General features: G+C 66.0%; 16 protein-coding genes. 8 read left to right on the top strand and 8 right to left on the bottom strand.

Annotation, left to right across the window (positions count from 1 at the left end; all coding sequences use genetic code 11):
• Positions 1 to 13: 13 nt before the first annotated feature.
• Both NKH91_RS08345 and tsaD read right to left on the bottom strand, forming a co-directional pair.
• Positions 14 to 1,015: an NAD(P)H-dependent glycerol-3-phosphate dehydrogenase gene (locus NKH91_RS08345; RefSeq protein WP_352845313.1), complete on the bottom strand. Its 1,002-nt coding sequence runs from the start codon at positions 1,013 to 1,015 to the stop codon at positions 14 to 16.
• 11 nt (positions 1,016 to 1,026) lie between these two features.
• Entirely contained in the window at positions 1,027 to 2,112 is a 1,086-nt protein-coding gene (gene tsaD, locus NKH91_RS08340) for a tRNA (adenosine(37)-N6)-threonylcarbamoyltransferase complex transferase subunit TsaD (protein ID WP_352588416.1), read from the bottom strand.
• Positions 2,113 to 2,218: 106 nt separating this feature from the next.
• On the opposite strand from tsaD, the gene hemC reads away from it, so the two are divergent.
• From hemC to NKH91_RS08310, 6 genes are all read left to right on the top strand, one after another.
• Entirely contained in the window at positions 2,219 to 3,145 is a 927-nt protein-coding gene (gene hemC / locus NKH91_RS08335) for a hydroxymethylbilane synthase (protein WP_023721376.1), read from the top strand.
• A 1-nt stretch (position 3,146) separates the two neighbouring features.
• The gene (locus NKH91_RS08330; protein WP_352845311.1) at positions 3,147 to 3,863 is read left to right on the top strand and encodes a uroporphyrinogen-III synthase; all 717 of its coding nucleotides are present in this window, start codon (positions 3,147 to 3,149) and stop codon (positions 3,861 to 3,863) included.
• 554 nt (positions 3,864 to 4,417) lie between these two features.
• Positions 4,418 to 5,932, top strand: coding sequence for a COG4223 family protein (locus NKH91_RS08325; protein ID WP_352883925.1), 1,515 nt, complete (start codon positions 4,418 to 4,420; stop codon positions 5,930 to 5,932).
• An 8-nt stretch (positions 5,933 to 5,940) separates the two neighbouring features.
• The gene (locus tag NKH91_RS08320; RefSeq protein ID WP_352845309.1) at positions 5,941 to 7,557 is read left to right on the top strand and encodes a heme biosynthesis protein HemY; all 1,617 of its coding nucleotides are present in this window, start codon (positions 5,941 to 5,943) and stop codon (positions 7,555 to 7,557) included.
• 39 nt (positions 7,558 to 7,596) lie between these two features.
• Positions 7,597 to 8,076, top strand: coding sequence for a tellurite resistance TerB family protein (locus tag NKH91_RS08315; RefSeq protein WP_352481012.1), 480 nt, complete (start codon positions 7,597 to 7,599; stop codon positions 8,074 to 8,076).
• 18 nt (positions 8,077 to 8,094) lie between these two features.
• The gene (locus NKH91_RS08310; RefSeq protein ID WP_352494083.1) at positions 8,095 to 8,811 is read left to right on the top strand and encodes a glutamine amidotransferase; all 717 of its coding nucleotides are present in this window, start codon (positions 8,095 to 8,097) and stop codon (positions 8,809 to 8,811) included.
• Between the two features lie 82 nt (positions 8,812 to 8,893).
• Here the strand turns inward: NKH91_RS08310 and NKH91_RS08305 are convergent, their stop codons facing one another.
• The 6 genes from NKH91_RS08305 to NKH91_RS08280 all read right to left on the bottom strand — a co-directional run bounded on the left by NKH91_RS08305 (position 8,894) and on the right by NKH91_RS08280 (position 16,527).
• Positions 8,894 to 10,135 carry an MFS transporter gene (locus NKH91_RS08305; RefSeq protein ID WP_352845306.1) on the bottom strand — a complete coding sequence of 414 codons (1,242 nt, stop codon included), beginning with the start codon at positions 10,133 to 10,135 and terminating at the stop codon, positions 8,894 to 8,896.
• 182 nt (positions 10,136 to 10,317) lie between these two features.
• On the bottom strand, positions 10,318 to 10,782 hold the full coding sequence (locus NKH91_RS08300; RefSeq protein ID WP_023721369.1) for a Ros/MucR family transcriptional regulator: 465 nt from the start codon (positions 10,780 to 10,782) through the stop codon (positions 10,318 to 10,320).
• A 164-nt stretch (positions 10,783 to 10,946) separates the two neighbouring features.
• Positions 10,947 to 11,651 carry an ROK family protein gene (locus NKH91_RS08295; protein ID WP_023721368.1) on the bottom strand — a complete coding sequence of 235 codons (705 nt, stop codon included), beginning with the start codon at positions 11,649 to 11,651 and terminating at the stop codon, positions 10,947 to 10,949.
• A 19-nt stretch (positions 11,652 to 11,670) separates the two neighbouring features.
• Positions 11,671 to 13,047: a glucose-6-phosphate dehydrogenase gene (gene zwf / locus NKH91_RS08290; protein WP_352845305.1), complete on the bottom strand. Its 1,377-nt coding sequence runs from the start codon at positions 13,045 to 13,047 to the stop codon at positions 11,671 to 11,673.
• Positions 13,048 to 13,069: 22 nt separating this feature from the next.
• Positions 13,070 to 14,086 (bottom strand): phosphogluconate dehydrogenase (NAD(+)-dependent, decarboxylating), encoded by a 1,017-nt coding sequence (gene gnd / locus NKH91_RS08285; RefSeq protein WP_352845303.1) that lies wholly within the window; start codon positions 14,084 to 14,086, stop codon positions 13,070 to 13,072.
• A gap of 14 nt (positions 14,087 to 14,100) precedes the next feature.
• Complete coding sequence (locus tag NKH91_RS08280; protein WP_352950964.1) at positions 14,101 to 16,527, bottom strand: glucan 1,4-alpha-glucosidase; 2,427 nt, start codon at positions 16,525 to 16,527, stop codon at positions 14,101 to 14,103.
• Positions 16,528 to 16,745: 218 nt separating this feature from the next.
• On the opposite strand from NKH91_RS08280, the gene NKH91_RS08275 reads away from it, so the two are divergent.
• Positions 16,746 to 17,759 (top strand): ABC transporter substrate-binding protein, encoded by a 1,014-nt coding sequence (locus NKH91_RS08275; protein WP_023721363.1) that lies wholly within the window; start codon positions 16,746 to 16,748, stop codon positions 17,757 to 17,759.
• Positions 17,760 to 17,806: 47 nt separating this feature from the next.
• Positions 17,807 to 19,327 carry a sugar ABC transporter ATP-binding protein gene (locus tag NKH91_RS08270; RefSeq protein WP_352845300.1) on the top strand — a complete coding sequence of 507 codons (1,521 nt, stop codon included), beginning with the start codon at positions 17,807 to 17,809 and terminating at the stop codon, positions 19,325 to 19,327.
• Position 19,328 lies beyond the last annotated feature (1 nt).

The raw sequence follows: 19,328 nt of genomic DNA, 5'->3' as shown, positions 1-19,328 counted from the left end.
AATCGTTGAGAAATCACATGTCGGTTTCGGTTTTGAGCGGCCTGGTCATCAACGCCGACACAGCTTGGTCTATGGTGACGGTGCCGTCCAGTATGGCGGCGACGGCGGCGATGATCGGCGCGTCGATCCGGCGCTCGCCGGCGATGCGGGCGGCGATCGCCGCCGTCGGCACGCCTTCAGCCAGAGGCAGGCCGGCAAGCGGCTTGCCTTGCCCGAGCGCCAGCCCATAGGCGAAATTGCGCGACTGGGCGGACGAGCAGGTGAGCAGCAGGTCGCCGAGGCCGGAAAGCCCCATCAGCGTCTCCGGCTTTGCGCCGAAGGCGGCACCGATGCGGCGCAATTCGACGAAGCCGCGCGTCACCATTGCGGCCTGGGCGCTGGCGCCGAGCCCGGCGCCGGTGACGGCACCCGCGGCGATGGCAAAGACGTTCTTCAGCGCGCCGCCGATCTCGACGCCGATTAGGTCGTCGCTCGAATAACAGCGCAGGTTTTCAGCCGAGAAACGGGCGGCAAGGTCGGCGGCCAGGGCCTCGTCACGGGCGGCGACCACCACGGCCGTCGGCAGGCCCCTGGCGACGTCGGTGGCAAAGCTTGGGCCCGACAGGGCGGCGACCGGATTTGCCGGCAGGATTTCCTCGGCAATGGACGACAGCAGCGCGCCGGTGTCGCGCTCGATGCCCTTGGCGCAGAGCACCAGCGGGACGCCTTTCGGCACATGGCTGGACGCGGCCGTCAGCATGGCGCGCAACGATTGCGCCGGCGCCACCGCCAGCACGCAGTCGGCGTCGGCGAGAGCCAGTTTGATGTCACTTGTCGCCGCGATGCCGGAATCGAGCGCGATGCCGGGCAGATAGCGCGGATTTTCGCCACGGTCGATCGCCGCCACGGTCACCGGGTCGCGCGCATAGAGGCGGACGAAATGACCGGCGCGCAGCATGGCCAGCGCCAGCGCCGTGCCCCAGGCGCCGCCGCCGAGCACGGCGACACGCCAGCCGGTGCTGGCTTTGCGCGTCATGGCTTTGCTCGTCACGCCTTGGCCCCGCGCCGGCCAGAGCCGACCATCGGGGCCGAGACGCTGTCCAGCGGCCAGCGCGAGCGCGGCACGAAATCGGCGGCGTTTTCGCCTGATATGCCGGCGCGCAGGCGCTCGATGCCGGCCCAGGCGATCATCGCCGCATTGTCGGTGCAGAGGTTAAGCGGCGGGGCGACGAAGCTGAACCCGGCCTGCTCGCACAGCGCTTGCAATGTCGCCTTGATCGTCCGGTTGGCGGCGACGCCGCCGGCGACAACCAGCGCAGGCTCAGCCTTGTCCGGGAATTGCTGACGGAACCTGGTCAGCGCCCGCGAAACACGGTCGCCGAGCGCATCCGCCACCGCCGCCTGGAACGAGGCGCAGATATCGGCGACGTCCTGGTCGCTCAGCGGGGCAATCGCGGTTGCCGCCTGGCGCACCGCGGTCTTGAGGCCGGAGAAAGAAAAATCGGGCTGCACCGAGCCCTTCATCGGGCGCGGAAACGCAAAACGGGCCGCGTCGCCATTTGCCGCCGCCTTCTCGACATTCGGTCCGCCGGGATAGGGCAGGCCGAGCATCTTAGCCGTCTTGTCGAAGGCTTCGCCAAGCGCGTCGTCGATGGTCGTCGCCCAGCGCTGGTAGTCGCCAACGCCGCGCACGGCGACGATCTGGGTATGGCCGCCGGAGACCAGCAGCAAGAGGTAGGGAAAGTCGAGCCCGTCGGTCAGCCTGGCGGTGAGCGCGTGGCCTTCGAGATGGTTGATGGCGATCAGCGGTTTTTTGGCTGCCGCGGCGATGGCTTTTGCCGTCATCAGGCCGACGATCAGCCCGCCGACAAGACCGGGACCGGCGGTGGCAGCAATCGCATCGATGTCGGCGAGATCGACGCCGGAATCAGCAAGCGCTGCCTCGATGATGCCGTCCAGCGCCTCGACATGGGCACGCGCGGCGATCTCCGGCACGACGCCGCCGAAAGCGGCATGCTCCTCGATCTGGCTGAGCACGATGTTCGACAGGATTTGGGGCGCGCTGCGATCGTCCAGCGCCACCACGCTGGCGGCGGTCTCGTCGCAACTCGTCTCGATGCCCAGAACGCGGATCAATTCGTCGCTGTCTCCAAGGATTGTACGGCCTGCCTTTCCCCGATAGGAGAAAGCCGGGAAGACGGACCTCGATCCTGCCGGGGGTTATCACGGACGGCGCGCCATGCAAACAACCTTGAAAATCGGAACACGCGGCAGCCCGCTGGCACTGGCGCAGGCGCATGAAACGCAGGCGCGGCTGATGACGGCGCATGGCATGCCGGCCGAGGCGTTCGAGGTGGTCGTCATCTCGACCAGCGGCGACCGCATCCAGGACCGGCCGCTGTCCGAAGCCGGCGGCAAGGGCCTGTTCACCAAGGAGATCGAGGAGGCGCTGCTGGCGCGGCGCATCGACATCGCCGTGCATTCGTCGAAGGACATGCCGACGCTGTTGCCCGAGGGGCTGGAGCTGGCCGCCTTCCTGCCGCGCGAGGACGCGCGTGACGCCTTCATCGGCAAGGCGGCGCGAACGATTGCCGGCCTGCCGCAAGGCGCCAGGGTCGGTTCGTCGTCGCTCAGGCGCCAGGCGCTGATCCGGCGGATGCGGCCGGACATCGACGTGGTGATGTTTCGCGGCAATGTGCAGACGCGGCTGCGCAAGCTCGACGAAGGCATCGCCGACGGCACCATCCTCGCCTATGCCGGGCTGAAGCGGCTCGGGCTCGAAAATGTCGTCACCGACCTGATGCCGCTCGACGTCTTTCCGCCGGCGCCGGGGCAAGGCGCGATCTGTATCGAGAGCCGCATCGGCGACCGCGACGTGGAAGCGATGCTGGCGGCAATCCACGACGTGCCGACCGGCCAGGCGCTGGCCTGCGAGCGCGCCTTCCTGGCGGCGCTCGACGGCTCCTGCCGCACCCCGATCGCCGGCCATGCGACGATATCCGGCGCAACGGTTTCCTTTGCCGGGCTGATCATCTCGCCCGATGGCACGCAGTCGCATGAAGTCAGGCTGGAAGGGCCAGCGCAGGAGGCGGCGCGCATTGGCGCGGAAGCCGCCGCGACCGTTCGGGCCAAAGCCGGCGAAACATTCTTCGACGGCTGGACCTGACATGCTCCGCGTCCTGGTGACGAGACCCGAACCGGGCGCCTTGCGCACGGCGCGCCGGCTTGCGGATGCCGGCTTTCAGCCGATCCTGCTGCCGCTGACCGAAACGGTGGCGCTGCCCGTCGACGTCGGCGCGGTCGCCGATGCGGCTGCGGCGGTCGCGGCCACCAGTGCCAACGGCGTTCGCCATGCGCCGAAAGAGGTCATCGCGGCGCTCGCCGGCTTGCCGTGCCACACCGTCGGCAGCAAGACGGCGGAAGCCGCCCGCGCGGCCGGGTTTCTGTCGGTCAGCGAAGGCCCAGGGAATGCCGAGGCGCTGGCCGATGCGCTTGCTGGTGGTTACGCGGGGCAGACGATCGTCTATCTCTGCGGGCGGGTGCGCTTTCCGGGCTTCGAGGAGCGGCTGCAGGCGGCGGGCGCTCAGGTCCGCGCCGTCGAGACCTACGACACCGTTGTGCTGGATTACTCCGACGAGGCCGTGCTTGCGCGCCTGTCCGCCCGGCCGGTCGAGGCGGTGCTGCTCTATTCGGCCAAGGCGGCCATGGCGATGCAGGCCCTGGCTAGCCGGCCGGCGGTGCGCGGTTTTTTTGAAGAGACGCGCTTTTTCGCATTGTCGGGACGTATTGCCGCGGCCTTGGATGATGCCGCTGGCGAAAGGATCCGGATTGCGCCTGAGCCCAGCGAAGATGCCTTGCTGGGGCTTTTGCAGGCGCGGCGCTGACCGGCATCCGCCTGTTCCGGACGTTGGCATACCTCCTGCCGGCATCCTCAATTTATTCCGCAGCAGGCGCTGTCGGCGAAGCTGCCGATCTCCCCCCTTGCGGGGGAGATGCCCGGCAGGGCAGAGGGGGGTGCTGTCCCTCCGACCTGTCAGCCAATCGAGCCCTCCATTCCCGGTTGGGGGATGGGTTTAGGTAGACGTTGGTGCTCTGTCACACCCCCCTCTGGCCTGCCGGCCATCTCCCCCGCAAGGGGGGAGATCGGCAGCTTGGCGGGCAGCCACCAACCTGAGACAATTGCGCTCGGGCACATTTTGTTCTTGCTTTGTGCCGGCAGCTATGCTAATAATTTGAGCATGGTGCTGATTCGCCCCAATGACCCGCCGCCGAGGCGGGTTTTTTGTTTCTGGTCCCGCATGGTATCTCCCAAAACCGCTGCGGCGTTTTGCCAAAACTGAACTCCAAGCCGTGGCGTCATCACGCCGCCCCTTTTCACCGCCTGGTGATGTGCTAGACCCTTTCAACCATCCCGAAGCGAATTTTGCGGAGCCCGAGCATGGTCAAGACGCCGAAGATGCGGCATTCCAAGAGCCGCCGTGAGCCGGTGACCATCGATCTCGAGCCCGGCGCCGTCTCGCGAGTCGCCGACGAACAGGATGCCGGCAAGCAGCAGCCAGCCGTGGCGCAGACCGACGAGGCGCGGGCCGAGGAAGCGGCAAACGCCTCGCAGCCCGAGCCGCCTGAAGAGCCGGTGCATGCCGACCAGACCGATCTCGAGCCATGGGAACATGCCGACGCTGCCGGGCGGGCCGGCACGGGAGAGCCGGCGGACGCCGGCGCCGATGCTTCCCGGGAAGCGGAAACCCCTTATCCCGCCGGCTCGGATGCGCCGGCCGGTCGCTCCACGGCTTCCGACTACAGTTTTGAGGATGCATCCGCCAATGTCCACGCAACCGAGACCAACAGACCGGGAATACCAGGTTCCGGCGAGACAACAGCCCGGATGAGGGACGAAAACATGGCAGCGCAGCCGAAGCGGAGCGGCATCAACGGCATCGCCGCCGGTATTGTCGGCGGCGTCATCGCGCTGGCCGCCGCCGGCGGGCTGCAATTTGCCGGCCTGCTCGGCGCGCCGGGGTCAGGCCCCGTGTCGCTCGACGCGGTCAATGGTGAGATCGTTTCGCTGAAACGCGAGGTCGCGGACCTCAGACAGGCCGGCGCCAACAATGACGCATCGTCCAAAGTCGACGGGCTGTCGTCGGCGCTGGATCAGGTCAGGGCGGACGTTACAGCGCTGAAATCGGCGGTCGAGCAAGGCGGCGCCGGCGACAATGCCGGGCTGGCCGCACTTGGCGACAAGGTCCGGCAGATCGAGGCGGCGGTCGCGGTCCTCGGCAAGGCCGGCGGCACGGCGCCGGTCGATCTCGGTCCGCTCAACGAAAGGCTGGCCGCGCTCGACGCGCTGGTGAAATCGGCCGGCGACACGGCAAAGGCGCAGGAAGGCCGGCTTGCAGCGCTGGAACAGTCGGTTTCACAGCTCTCGGGCAAGGTCGATGCACAGGCTTCGCAGCCGAAGATCGCGCTGGCCATTGCCGCCTCTGCGCTCAAGGCAGCGCTCGACCGCGGTGCGCCGTTCGCGGCCGAACTCGAAACCTTTGCCGCGATCTCACCGGATGCACCCGAGATCGCGACGCTGCGCGCCTATGCCGAAAAGGGGGTCCCAACGCGCGCCGAGATCGCCGCCGAAGCGGACGCCACCGCCAACGCCATGGTCGCTGCCGCGACGCCTGTCGACCAGAATGCCGGCATCCTGCAAAAGCTGCTGTCGAGCGCCGAATCGCTGGTCAAGGTCAGGCCGATCGGTGCGATCGAGGGCGCCGGCGCCCCGGAAACCGTCGCCCGCATGGAGGTCGCCGTCAATCAGGGCGACTACGCCAAGGCGCTCAGCGAATACGAAACGCTGCCTGAAGCGGCCAAGGCCGCCGGCGCCGACTTTGCCGGCAAACTGAAAGCGCGGATGGAGGTCGAGACGCAGATCGATTCGCTCATCGCCGGCGCAATGAAGGCGTGAGGAACCCGATGATCCGCATCCTCGCCTTTCTCGCCGTCGTCTTTGCGCTCGGGCTCGGCTTCGCCTGGCTGGCCGACCGGCCGGGTGAAATGCTCGTCACCTTCAACGGCTATCAATACCAGGTCAGCCTGATGGTCGCGGCGGTGGCGATCGTTGCCGTGGTTGCAGCGGTGATGATCGTCTGGTGGCTGGTCAAGGCGCTGTGGAACAGCCCCTATACGATCTCGCGCTATTTCCGCGTGCGCCGCCGCGACCGCGGCTACCAGGCACTGTCGACCGGCATGATCGCCGCCGGCGCCGGTGACGGCGCGCTCGCCCGCAAGAAGACCAAGGAAGCGGCAAAGCTGATCCGCTCCGACCAGGAGCCGCTGATCCAGCTGCTCGACGCGCAGGCCTCGCTGCTCGAAGGCGACCATGAGGGCGCCCGCGAAAAGTTCGAGACCATGCTCGACGATCCCGAAATGCGGCTGCTCGGCCTGCGCGGACTGTATCTCGAAGCCGAGCGGCTCGGCGACCGCAACGCAGCCCGCCACTATGCCGGCCGTGCGGCGGCGGTGGCGCCGCAGCTGGCCTGGGCGGCCGAATCGACGCTGGAAGACCTGACCGGGCGTGGCGACTGGGATGGTGCGCTGAAACTTGTCGACGCCCAGAAGTCGACGCGGCAGATCGAGCGCGACGCCGCTAACCGGCGCCGCGCTGTGCTGCTGACCGCCAAGGCGCAGGCGCTGATCGACAGCGATGCCAATGCCGCCCGGACGGCGGCTCTCGAAGCCAACCGGCTGCGGCCGGATTTCGCGCCGGCGGCGGTCGCCGCGGCGAAATTGCTGTTTCGGCTGAACGACGTGCGCAAGGGCTCGAAAATCCTCGAGGCGGCGTGGAAGGCCGAGCCGCACCCGGAGATCGCCGAGCTCTACACCCATGCCAGGCCCGGCGATGCCGTGCTCGACCGGCTGAACCGGGCAAAGAAGCTGCAGGACCTGAAGAAGAACCATGCCGAGGCCTCGCTTGCCGTGGCGCGCGCCGCGCTCGATGCGCAGGATTTTTCAACCGCCCGCCGCGAGGCCGAAGCCGCCATCCGCATCGATCGCCGCGAAGGCGCCTATCTGCTGCTGGCCGATATCGAGGAGGCCGAGACCGGCGACCAGGGCAAGGTGCGGCAGTTGCTGTCGAAGGCGGTGAGAGCGCCGCGCGACCCGGCCTGGGTCGCCGACGGCGTCGTCTCCGACCGCTGGGCTCCGGTATCGCCGATCACCGGCAGGCTCGATGCATTCGAATGGCGAGCGCCGATGGAGCGGCTCGGCCAGTTGATCGACAGCGATGAGGATACGCAGGAGGCATCGGTGCCGGCAATTGCGGCTTCAGCCAAGCCGGTACAGGAAACAGCCGAGGCGATCGAGCACACAGCGGTTGCTGCCGAGACACCGGGCACCGCGACCGAAGCAAAGACCGAAAACCGTGCCGGCGAGGATCATGTGACACCGGTCGCCGCGGCGGCGTTTGCCGCGGTGCCGGACGATGCCGAAGCCGTCGAGCCGGCGCAGGAGTTGACGCGGCTGCCCGACGACCCCGGCGTCGACCCCGACGACGAGGCGGGTAAATCGACGCGCCGGTTTCGTTTGTTCTGATCCGGGTCGAGTGGACCCGGTCTTATTGGGAATGATTTGATGTTCGAACGCGTTCTGTCGTTTCTAAGGGACCTGCCGTCCGGTAGTGGCGCCAGCGCCAGCGCCGACGATCCGCGCGTTGCCGCATCCGCCCTGCTTTTCCACGTGATGAACGCCGACGGGGTGCGCCAGGATACCGAATGGGAACGGTTCAAGAAGGTGCTGGCGGAAAGCTACTCGATCAGCGGCGACGAACTCGACGCGTTGGCGGCTGCCGGCGAGCGGGCAGACAATGAGGCGATCGACCTCTATGCCTTCACCAGCGTGCTCAAGCGCCATCTCGACGCCGAGGCGCGAAAGGCCTTCATCGGCCTGATGTGGGAGATCGTCTATGCCGACGGCGAGCTGCACGAACTCGAGGACAATACCGTCTGGCGGGTCGCCGAGCTGATCGGCGTCGAACGCCGCGACCGTGTCGAGGCGCGCCTCAAGGCGGCCGCAGCAGCTCCAGGTGCTGCCGGAACGTCAAGCGACGAATAGACAGGATCCCGCCTTCCAATGCCGCCCAAGCCAAGCCCGAGACCAAAGATCCTGATCGTGCTGCATCAGGAGCATTCGAGCTCGGGACGTGTCGGCCACATGCTTATCGAGGAAGGCTTCGATCTCGACATCCGCCGCCCGCCGCTCGGCGAGGCCTTGCCCCAGACGCTCGATGGCCATGCCGGCGCCGTGGTGTTCGGCGGGCCGATGAGCGCCAATGACGGCGACGAGTTCGTCCGCCGCGAGACCGACTGGCTCAAAATTCCACTCAACGAGAACCGGCCGCTGCTGGGAATCTGCCTCGGCGCGCAAATGCTGGTCAAGCATCTCGGCGGCAGGGTCGAGGGCCATGGCGAGGGCCTCGTCGAAATCGGCTGGTATCCGCTAAAGGCGACTGAAGCAGGCAGCAGGCTGATGCATTGGCCGGAGATGGTCTATCAGTTCCATCGTGAGGGCTTTTCGCTGCCGAAGGACGCGACGCTTTTGGCGACGGCCGAAACCTACCCCAACCAGGCCTTCCGCTATGGCGACAATGCCTGGGGCATCCAGTTCCATGGCGAATTGACCCGGGCGATGATGCAGCGCTGGGTGGTGCGCGGCGCCCATCGCTTCGAATTGCCCGGCGCGCAGCCCGGCCGCGACCATCTCGGTGGCCGGCTGATCTGGGACATGCACCTCAAGCGCTGGCTCGGCGAGTTCCTGCCCATGATTTTTGGCAAGCCGGCGCTGCGGTGAAGTCGGTGCATGTCGCCCAAAAGTGTGCAGCGGTTTTGGGAAAACGACATGCACAAACAAACGAACTAAAGCGCGTCGCGCTTTAGTTTCGCCCCCTGAGATGACGCACCTTGCGCAGCTGTGGGAACAGCACCGCCCATAGACCGGCGACAGCGATCGCCCCGACGCCGCCGACCACCACGGCCGGAACCGTGCCGATCAGCGCCGCCATGGTGCCGGCGCGGAATTCGCCGAGCTCATTGGAGGCGCCGACAAACACCTGGTTGACGGCGTTGACGCGGCCGCGAACGTCGTCCGGCGTCCACAGCTGGATCAGCGTCTCGCGGATATAGACGCTGAACATGTCGGTGGCGCCGAGCAGGGCAAGGGCTGCGATCGACACCCAGGTGATGGTCGAGAGGCCGAACAGGACGGTGAACGCGCCGAACAGCGCGACGAAGCCGAGCATGACAAGGCCGGCATGGTTGCGGATCGGATGCCCGGCCAGCCAGATGGCGACGCAGATGGCGCCGACGCCGGGCGCCGAGCGCAGCAGGCCGAGCCCCCATGGGCCGAGTTCGAGGATATCGCGCGCATAGACCGGCAGCAGCGCCGAGGCGCCGGACAAAAGCACCGCGAACAGATCGAGCGAAATCGCGCCGAGCACGATCTTTTCGCTCCAGATGTAGCCGAAGCCGGCGAACAGGGTCTGTACCGTCGGCCTGTCGGTCCGGCTGCGCTGGGCGGGTTTTGGGATGGTGAAGATCAGCACGGCGGCGATGAGCATCAGCACGGCCGCGGTGACGTAGGCGGCTTCCGCCGAAAGCCCGTAGAGCAGGCCGCCGGCGACCGGCCCGACGATGGTTGCCGTCTGCCAGGCGGACGAGTTCCAGGCGATGGCGTTGGCGAAATCCTCGGGCGGCACCAGATTGGCGAACAGCGATGAGGAGGCTGGCCCGAAGAAGGCGCGCGCGATGCCGAACATGGCGAGCACGATGAAGACCGGCACCGGCCCGGAGAGGCCGCGCAGCGTCAGCAACAGAAGCGCCAAAGCGCAGCCCGCCTCGACCAGCACCGCCAGCGCCATGATCAGCCGGCGCCCGAAACGGTCGGCGACGTCGCCAGTGACCAGCACCAGCAGTAGCGAAGGCAGGAACTGGACGATGCCGACAAGGCCGAGGTCGAACGGGTCGCGGGTCAGGTCGTAAATCTGCCAGCCGACGGCGACCGACACGATCTGGGTGGAGAATGTCGAGAGGAAGCGCGCCGCCCAGTAGCTCAGGAACGGCCGATGGCGAAAGGCGGCATAACGCTGGTCAGGCGGAACTTGGGATTCTGTGGTCATGGATCAGGCCCCGTGGCGGCGATGTCGGCCGGCGGGGCACTTCCACGATGGGCGCTGGTCCGGCCAAGAGAGCCTTTAGCGCAGTTCAGCGCAGGGCGCGCGCAAAAATCTGGCCTGGATCAACAATTTCCGCTCCGCCGGGCGTTGCCGCTGGCGGAGCGACCGGACCTGCTCCGAACGCTTTAGGCCGTCGCCTTGGCCTTCCTGCCCCTGCCCTTGACGGGCGCGGGCGGGGCGGCTTTGCGGCCGAGGCCGATCGCCTTGGCCAGCTGCGAACGCGAGGCTGCGTAGTTGGGGGCGACCATCGGGTAGTCGGACGGCAGGCCCCATTTGGCGCGGTAGGCGTCGGGCGTCAGCCCGAAATGAACGCCGATATGGCGCTTCAAGGATTTGAACTTCTTGCCGTCCTCGAGACAGATGATGTAGTCCGGCGTCACCGATTTCTTGGGATTGACGGCAGGCGTCAGCGGCGCGGCGACCGGCACTGCCGGTTGCCCGAGCCCGCCTATGGAAGCGCTGACGCTGGCGATGAGATCGCCGAGGCCGGAAGCCGGCAAGCGGTTCTTCTCGACATATGCGGACACGATATGGGCGGTCAGCTCAAGCAGGTCGATGTCTTTGCGAGCGTTGTTGTTGTCGTCGGTCAATCTATTTCTCCGTCCGTGGGGGTCGCAGAAATTCCTAGTCGGCAAATCTGCGCAATGCAATGACGCCGCACCACGTCACACATTATTTTGAATAATAATACTAACGGCAGCGCGGGATTAACAACCCTGAGCCGGTGCTCGATAATATCAGACAATCAGCAATATCAGATAATCAGGGATTTGTCGCGCCACAGTCGAAATCCGCCCTCGAAGGCGCGTGTATTGTCGCCGCGTCTGCAATCGGCGGGCAAGTCGGCGAGTTCCTCGACATTGCCGCCGCCGATGACCACGTAATCCGGCTGCATGGCGGCGCGAAGCCGGTCGACCACGTCAAAGACGTGTTTGCGCCATTTCTTCTTGCCGCGCTTTTGCAGGCCGCGTTCGCCGACATAGTCTTCGAAACTGCCGCGCTTCTTGTAGGGAAGATGGGCAAGCTCCATCGGTTGGGCGACGTTGTCGACGATCATCGCGGCCCCGAGGCCGGTTCCGAGGCCGAGGAACAGCATGCGGCCGCCTTCATAGCTGCCGACGGCCTGCATCAGCGCATCGTTGACGACCTTCACCGGTTTGCCGAACTCAGCGGCGAAATCGCAGCCGACCCAGCCCTTGCCGAGATTGGCGGGTTCGGTGAGCGGCCGGTTGTGGTGCACCGGACCCGGATAGCCCATCGAGACGACATCGTATTGCAGCCCTTCGGCCAGCGTCTTCACCGCCGCGACCATCTGCTGCGGCGTCAGCTCCGGTCCGGAAGCGGTCTTGCGCTCGTCGCCGCCGGCGCTGGTGCGGATCTTGACGTGCGAGCCGCCGATATCGATCGCAAGCACGATCTTTTCGGCGTCGGGTGCCGGTCGCTTCACCGCTTTGGCCATCGCTTTCGCCTCCCAGAAATCATTTCGATGGATTGATCCAGCCGTTCGGCGGGCCGAATCCAGTCATCGCTTCGGTCGGCCCCCAGGTCTTTGGCGCGTAGATCGCGGGCGGCGTGGTGTCGCCGAGCACCGGGCCGACGATGCGCCAGGCGAGCTCGCTCGCGTCCTGGCGGGTGAACAGCTGGCCGTTGCCGTTCATAGCGTCGCCGATCAACCGCTCGTAAGGCGGCATGTCGCCCTTCGAATCGTCGAGCGCGGTGAGCTCGACCTGCTCGCCGACCATGTCGTCGCCGGGCGCCTTGCGCCGGGCTCCGATCGAGATCGCCACCTGCGGATCGATGCGGAAGCGCACGTGATTGCAGTCGCCGGGCTTGATTGGATCGAAGACGTCGAGCGGCGGCCGTTTCAGCCGCACGATGACCTCGGTGGCGTGCACCGGCAGGGATTTGCCGGCGCGGATGAAGAACGGCACATCTTGCCAGCGCCAGGTATCGACGAAAAAGCGCACCGCCGCGAAGGTCTCGACCGGCGAGTTCGGCGCCACGCCCGGCTCGTTGAGATAGCCGTCGAACTGGCCGCGCACGACATCGTCCCTGGTCAGCGTCCGGATCGCCCGCAGCACCTGCACCTTCTCGTCGATCAGATCGTCGGCCGAGCGGCCGACCGGCGGCTCCATGGCGAGCAGCAAGAGGATGTTGAGCAGATGGTTTTCGATGACGTCGCGGATGCAGCCGACCTCGTCATAGAAGCGGCCGCGGCCCTCGACACCGAAATCCTCGGCCATGGTGATCTGCACGCTCTCGACGAAGTTGCGGTTCCAGATCGGCTCGAGGAAGGAATTGGCGAAGCGGAAATAGAGCAGGTTCTGGATCGCCTCCTTGCCGAGATAATGGTCGATGCGGAAGATCGACTTTTCGTCGAAGACCAGATGCAGTACCCGGTTCAGCCAGCTCGCCGATTGCAGATCATGGCCGAACGGCTTTTCCACCATCAGGCGTGCGCCCTGGGCGGCGCCCGACTGCTCCAGTCCCTGGACGACGACCTCGAACATGGCGGGCGGCACCGCCAGATAGTGCAGCGGCCGCTGTGCGCTGCCGAGCGCGGTCTTCAGTTTATCGAAGGTCGCAGGCGCCCGGTAGTCGCCGCTGACATAGCGCAGCAGCGACGCGAGCTTTGCGAAGATCTTCTCGTCGATGCTGCCGATGGCGTTGACGATGCCGTCGCGGGCGCGCGCCTGCAGCTTGCCGATATCCCAAGGATCGAAGGCGACGCCGATCACCGGCTCGTTCAGCGTTCCCTTGGCCACCATGGCGTAGAGGGCGGGGAAGATCTTCTTGTGGGCGAGATCGCCGGTGGCGCCGAAAAGCACCAGCGTGTCCGATCGTTCCTGGCTCATGGGCGTGACTCCCTGTCGCCCGTCACGAGCCGGCCTTGGGTTTTTCGACATGGCCGCCAAAGGCATAGCGCATGGCGGACAGAAGCTTGTCGGCGAATTCGGACTCGCCTTGCGACGAGAACCTGTCGAACAGCGCCGACGACAGCACCGGCGCCGGCACGCCGGTGTCGATCGCCGCCTTCAGCGTCCAGCGGCCTTCGCCGGAATCCGAGACCCGCCCGCCGAACTGTGTCAGCGACGAATCGGCCTTCAGCACGCCGGCCGTCAGGTCGAGCAGCCACGAGCCGATGACGCTGCCGTGCCGCCAGACCTCTGCCACCTCAGCGATGTCGATGTCGAACTGGTAATATTGCGGGTTCTCGAGTGGACTGGTTTCGGCGTCGGCGGTGCGCTGCCGCTTGCCGGCGTTCGCCGACTTCAGGATGTTCATGCCCTCGGCATAGGCGGCCATGACGCCATATTCGATGCCGTTATGGACCATCTTGACGAAATGGCCGGCGCCGCTCGGCCCGCAATGGAGATAGCCGAAGGGAGCGGTTCCGGTGTCCTTGATAGGGGCGGGCGAAGCGGCGTCGGCGCCCGGCGCCAGCGTTGCCAAAATCGGATCGAGATGCTGCACCGCGCTGTCGGGGCCGCCGATCATCAGGCAGTAGCCGCGCTCGAGGCCCCAGACGCCGCCGCTGGTGCCGACATCGACATAGCTCAAGCCTTTCAAGGCCAGGCGCCCGGCGTGGTCGACGGCCTCATGATAGTAGGAATTGCCGCCGTCGATGATGATGTCGCCTGGCTCCATCAGGGCGGCCACCTGGTCGACGATCCGGCCGGTGATCGCCGCCGGCAGCATCAGCCAGGCGCTGCGCGGCTTGGTCAGCTTGCCGACGAACTCCTCCATCGAGGCGGCTCCGACCGCGCCGGCGGTCACAAGCGCCGCGACGCTCGCCGGGTTAATGTCGTAGACGACGCATTCGTGGCCATCGCGCAACAGGCGCCGAACCATGTTGGCGCCCATCCGGCCCAGTCCCATCATTCCTATCTGCATGGTCTCGTCCTGCCTTACTTGAGGGATCGATGATCTAGTGGCTGTGCGGTATCGCCGATGCCGACAGAAAAGTCAGCATTCTCCCAACGGCCGGCATCGGACCAGAAGAATGTGAAGACAATGCTATTGCCCGGAGCGGCGTCGGCAACCGGCAACTCTGCGAGATGGATACCGAAAAGGTTCGCGGCGGTCTCGGTGTCATGGACGGTTGCCCAATTGTCGCTGCTCCAATGAACCACCGCCCGGGCCAGAAGTTCGATGCGCAGCGCCTTGCCTGCCGGGACGGTACGGATCATGTGGTTGAAGCGCCATGCCCTGAGGCACGACACCGTCCTGCCCTCGATATAGCGCTTGACGCCTTGCGGCGGCATGTCGAACACGGCGCCGTCGCGCAGCGAACGCAGCAGCTTGATGTGCTCGGAATGCGCCCAGACCAGCGGCTTGGCGCTGCCGGAGGGGCCGCCATGCCGCAATTCGCGCTCCGGCATGTCGGGACCGTCCCAGACCTGCTCCGGCAGCAGGCCGCCCGGCCCGGCGGAGCCCTCAAACGTGGCGAGCAGGCGTGCCGCACTGTCCCTGCGCCCTGCCGCCAGCTCGTAATGCGCGCGCTCGCCGACCAGCAGCGGCCAGGGCCGGCCCTGGCCGGTTCCATCGAAGGGTGCGCCGTCGGCATGCTCGCCATAGCCGTCGCCATTGTAGCGGTACCAGAGCGGCCCCTGCGGCAGTTCGCAGCGTAATTGCGCGTCGATGACCTTGACCGTGTCGAGGATGCGCGGATCGTCGGCTGCCCTCAGGCCGAAGCGGACCAGCGCCAGCGCATCCGGGCTGACGATCGCTTCGGCTGGGCGGTCCGCATCACCGGGCGGGCGGTTCTTGATCGGCACAAAGCCGTCCTTCGGCGATGCGGCGCCGGCGGTGTCGGGCGGGGCGATGCGGACATAGTAGCCTTCGACGCCGGCTTCGTCGCATGCGGCGGTGCCGGCGACGTAGGTCCAGCGCTCGATCTGATCGTTCCAGATATCGGCGGTTTCGCGCAGATAGTTTGCCGGCTCTGTTTTGCCGGCGGCATCGAACATGTCCGCAGCCGCAAGCAGCGCGGCGATCTCGACGGCAAGCGTGAACGGGCTGTAGCCGGCGTCTTCCTCCCAGCGGTCCTCGCCGGTGACGGGGCCGTTGCGTACGACATAGGCGGCAGCGCGCTCGATCATCGGCATGAAGGAGGAGAGTACCGCAGGCGGCAAATGCCCGGCGCGGCGCAGCGCGTCGGCGAGCAGCAGCGGAAAGGCGCACTCGTCCATCTGGATGCCCGGCCAATAGACCGACCCGTCGAGCCAGGCGTTCTGCGGCCAATGGCCGTCCGGCTGCTGGATCGAGCGCAGATAGCCAAGGATGCGCAAGGCTTCCGCCGGGTCGCCGGCGGCGAGGAATCCGCCGGCGGTTTCGACCAGATCGCGCGGCCAGACCAGGTGATAGCCGCCGAGATCGTCGTCGCCCTTGTTGAAGCCCCACGGGATCGACAGGCTGGCCACGGCTGCTCCGGTCGACGACCGGTGTGTCGCCAGCACCGCCGTGCTGAGGCGGTAGGGATTGAGGGCGGACACCGCATGCCGGTCCAGCGGCAGCAATCCGGCCTGCCATTGGCGCCATTTGTCGATGTAGGATCTGGCTGCGGGCCCAAAACCTTGGTTCAGGCTGGCGAAAGCAGTTTCCGCCGCCTGTTGCGGCGTCGTGCCAAAGCCCAGTGCCAGCAATATTTTTGGGTTCGCGGCCGAAAAGCCGATCTCGCCGGTCAGCGCGACATTGCCGTCTTCGGCCCTGCGGCAGGCCGGATCGAGCCGGCCGCTTTGACGAAGCTGCTGCCAGCCGTCGGAGACGCCGACATAGCCGGCCGCGCACGTCTTCCACGGCCGCGACGAAGCGAGCGCCAGGCAGGTGCCGCGTCCCGATGCAAACAGAACAGGCTGTCCTTCATGGTCGTCGATCCAGGCGGCGTTGCCCATGCCGGCATTGACGAGGTGCGGCGCCAGCAGTGCGTAGACGCGGTAGTCGCTGGCCGCACCCTTGAGCGGCGTGAACATGATCTCCTGCAGCAAGACGGGACGTTCCGGATCGGTGAGGACGCGCTTCTCGATCCGGTAGCTTCCATCGGCTGCGGTGTTGACCAGCCGATAGGCAGGCACCCCGTCCTCGAGGGGTTCGATGCGATGTTCGGCGTCGCGCTTCTCTTCGGAGAAATAGCCGTCGGGTCCGGTGACGATCAGCCCCAGATCGCGGGTGCATGCGCTGTCGAGGCGGGAATAGTAGATCTCGTTGAGGATACCGTGGCTGATGGTGAACCAGATCGGGCAGGCCGGCGACAGCGCGGTGCCGACGCCGCTCTTGGCGCTCGACGTCCAGCGCGCCGGAATGCCGGGTGCACCCGGGGCAAGGTTCACTGCCATTTAATCGGTCTCCATCGCCATCCCTAGACCAGGAGTCGAACCGGTTTCAATGATTGCACCGCAAGTTGATCGTCGGCCATGGATTGATGTTGACAGCTTGCTGGCTATCTGCATTTGTCTGATAATAGATAAAAAACAGCATTGTGAGCGTATCAGCCATTAGCCACCAGCCAGCCATTAGCCACCAGTAAGACAGCAACTCACGGGAGGAGTATGACATGAAGAAAATATTCGTTTTGGGCGCCCTTGCAGCGATGCTTGCCGCAGGCACCGCGCTTGCCGATACCAGCGGCAAGAAGATCGCTTTCTCCAACAATTACGCCGGCAATTCGTGGCGGCAGGCGATGCTGGACAGCTACGGCATCGTCACCAAGAAGGCAGTCGCCGACAAGGTGGTCGGCGCCGCCGACGTCTTCACGACGGCCGACAAGGAAGTGCCGACGCAGGCAGCCCAGGTGCAGAACCTGATCCTGCAGGGCTATGACGCGATCGTCATCAACGCGGCATCTCCGGATGCCCTCAACGGCGCCATCAAGCAGGCCTGCGACGCCGGCATTGTCGTCGTCTCCTTCGATGGCATCGTCACCGAACCCTGCGCCTACCGCGTCGTCGTCGACTTCAAGGACATGGGCAAGCAGGAAGTCGAGCAGATGGCCAAGTTCCAGCCCAAGGGTGGCAATCTGCTGGAAATCCGTGGCCTTGCCGGCACTTCGATCGACGATGCCATCCATGCCGGCATCCTCGAAGGTGTCGCCGCCCATCCCGAGTTCAAGATCGTCGGCTCGGTGACCGGCGACTGGGACCAGACCACGGCACAGAAGGCCGTAGCGACGATCCTGCCGTCGCTGCCGGATGTGGTCGGTGTCGTCGACCAGGGCGGTGACGGCTACGGCGCGGCGCAGGCCTTTGCCGCCGCCGGCAAGCCGCGCCCGACCATCATCATGGGCAATCGCCAGGACGAGTTGCAATGGTGGAAAGAGCAGAAGGAAAAGGACGGTTACCAGACCTGGTCGGCTTCGATCGCGCCAGGCGTATCGACGCTTGCCTTCTGGGTGGCGCAGCAAGTGCTCGACGGCCGCACCGACGTGCCGCACGACCTGCTGGTTCCTTATCTCGCCTTCACACAGGACGATTTCGAGGCAGCGTTGCCGAAGATTCCGAAGGGCGGCGTCGCCAGCCACGAATACACGCAGGAAGACGCCGTCGCGGCGATCAAGGCCAACATCAAGTGAGCATGGCACTATTGTTGCCGCCACAGATAACCGGGTATCGTTGAGGCATGCCCGAGGCCAGTGCAGACATCATCAGGCCTGACGGCGCCGAAAAACATTTCGGCGCCGTCAGTATGGACATCATAAGACTGGGCGGCGCCGAAAAACATTTCGGTGCCGTCAGGGCGCTCGACGGTGTCGATTTCAGCGTTCGTGCCGGAGAATGCGTCGGTCTCGTCGGCCATAACGGCGCCGGAAAGTCGACGCTCATGCATATGGTGGCCGGCACGCTTACCCCCGACAGCGGGCAGATCGCGGTCCGCGGCGGCGTCGAGGCAAGTTATTCGGTGCCGCGCGCACAGCAGCTCGGCATACGGTGCGTTTTCCAGGAACTGTCGCTCTGCCCGAACCTCAGCGTCGCCGAGAATACGCGGATCAACCACGCCTCGCTTAATGGCTTCGGCTGGCGGCGCAAGGCGGCCGATCTGATCGCGGCCAAGCTCGACGAGATCTTCCCCGGCCACAGCATCTCGGCATCCGACATCGTCGGTGATCTCGCCATCACCAGCCGGCAGATGGTGGAGGTGGCGCGCGCCTTCACGGTCACCCAGGAGCCGCTCGAACTGGTCATCCTCGACGAGCCGACATCCTCGCTCGATGCGCATACGGCCGGCCAGCTGCTGGCGTTCGTGCGCCGCTTCATCGCCGCCGGCAAGAGCTGCATCCTGATCTCGCATGTGCTGGGCGAAGTGCTCGGAAATGCCGACCGCATCGTGGTGATGCGCGACGGCAAGGTGGTCGCCGCCGGACAGGCCGATCAATTCGACCGCGACAGGCTGGTGACGGCGATGGGCGGAGCGGAGGCGCGCGAGAAGGCCGCCGCAGAGATTGCCAGCGGCAAGCCGGAGCCCGGTCCGCTGCGGGTCCGGGCGCGGCCGGCGCGACAGCAGGACGGCAATGAGCTCATCGCCCGTGCCGGTGAGATCATCGGCCTTGCCGGACTTGCCGGGCATGGCCAGACCGACCTGTTGCTGGCGATCTTTGCCGCGGCTTCCCGCGCCAAGACCGGCATCGAGGTCACCGCGCCGGTGGCGCTGGTTGCCGGCGACCGCCAGTCGGACGGGATTTTTCCGCAATGGTCGATCGCCGAGAACATCGGCATCCGTTCGCTGGCGCGATTGCGCAACGGCCTCTTGATCTCGCCGCAGCGCGAAGCCGAGCTCGCCCAGCTGTGGCAGCGGAAAATCGGCATCCGCACGCCCGATATGAACAACAACATCTTCTCGCTGTCCGGCGGCAATCAGCAGAAGGCCTTGTTCGCGCGGGCGCTCGGCTCCGACGCCAAGATCGTGCTGATGGACGATCCGATGCGCGGCGTCGACATCGGCACCAAGCTCGAAGTCTACGACCTCGTGCGCGAAGAGGCTCGCCATGGCCGCACATTCCTGTGGTACACCACCGAAACCGAAGAGCTCGACAATTGCGACCACATCTATGTGTTCAAGAACGGCCGGATCGTCGCCAACCTTCGTCGCGACGAACTGACGGAGGAAAAGATCATCCAGTCCTCGTTTGGCGACGCGGCCTGAG

The sequence above is a fragment of the Mesorhizobium sp. M0894 genome (genome assembly GCF_040319725.1).
Classification (GTDB): Bacteria; Pseudomonadota; Alphaproteobacteria; order Rhizobiales; family Rhizobiaceae; genus Mesorhizobium.
Note: the sequence above shows the minus strand (reverse complement) of the source record. Positions and strands in the feature narration are given on the sequence as shown.

Bases quoted from the DNA above. Each gene is read 5' to 3' on its own strand.
- hemC (WP_023721376.1), top strand. From the start codon at position 2,219: ATGCAAACAACCTTGAAAATCGGAACACGCGGCAGCCCGCTGGCACTG.
- NKH91_RS08275 (WP_023721363.1), top strand. From the start codon at position 16,746: ATGAAGAAAATATTCGTTTTGGGCGCCCTTGCAGCGATGCTTGCCGCA.
- NKH91_RS08270 (WP_352845300.1), top strand. From the start codon at position 17,807: ATGCCCGAGGCCAGTGCAGACATCATCAGGCCTGACGGCGCCGAAAAA.
- NKH91_RS08280 (WP_352950964.1), bottom strand. From the start codon at position 16,527: ATGGCAGTGAACCTTGCCCCGGGTGCACCCGGCATTCCGGCGCGCTGG.
- NKH91_RS08305 (WP_352845306.1), bottom strand. From the start codon at position 10,135: ATGACCACAGAATCCCAAGTTCCGCCTGACCAGCGTTATGCCGCCTTT.
- NKH91_RS08315 (WP_352481012.1), top strand. From the start codon at position 7,597: ATGTTCGAACGCGTTCTGTCGTTTCTAAGGGACCTGCCGTCCGGTAGT.
- NKH91_RS08325 (WP_352883925.1), top strand. From the start codon at position 4,418: ATGGTCAAGACGCCGAAGATGCGGCATTCCAAGAGCCGCCGTGAGCCG.
- NKH91_RS08295 (WP_023721368.1), bottom strand. From the start codon at position 11,651: ATGGCCAAAGCGGTGAAGCGACCGGCACCCGACGCCGAAAAGATCGTG.
- NKH91_RS08330 (WP_352845311.1), top strand. From the start codon at position 3,147: ATGCTCCGCGTCCTGGTGACGAGACCCGAACCGGGCGCCTTGCGCACG.
- gnd (WP_352845303.1), bottom strand. From the start codon at position 14,086: ATGCAGATAGGAATGATGGGACTGGGCCGGATGGGCGCCAACATGGTT.
- zwf (WP_352845305.1), bottom strand. From the start codon at position 13,047: ATGAGCCAGGAACGATCGGACACGCTGGTGCTTTTCGGCGCCACCGGC.
- NKH91_RS08310 (WP_352494083.1), top strand. From the start codon at position 8,095: ATGCCGCCCAAGCCAAGCCCGAGACCAAAGATCCTGATCGTGCTGCAT.
- NKH91_RS08320 (WP_352845309.1), top strand. From the start codon at position 5,941: ATGATCCGCATCCTCGCCTTTCTCGCCGTCGTCTTTGCGCTCGGGCTC.
- NKH91_RS08345 (WP_352845313.1), bottom strand. From the start codon at position 1,015: ATGACGCGCAAAGCCAGCACCGGCTGGCGTGTCGCCGTGCTCGGCGGC.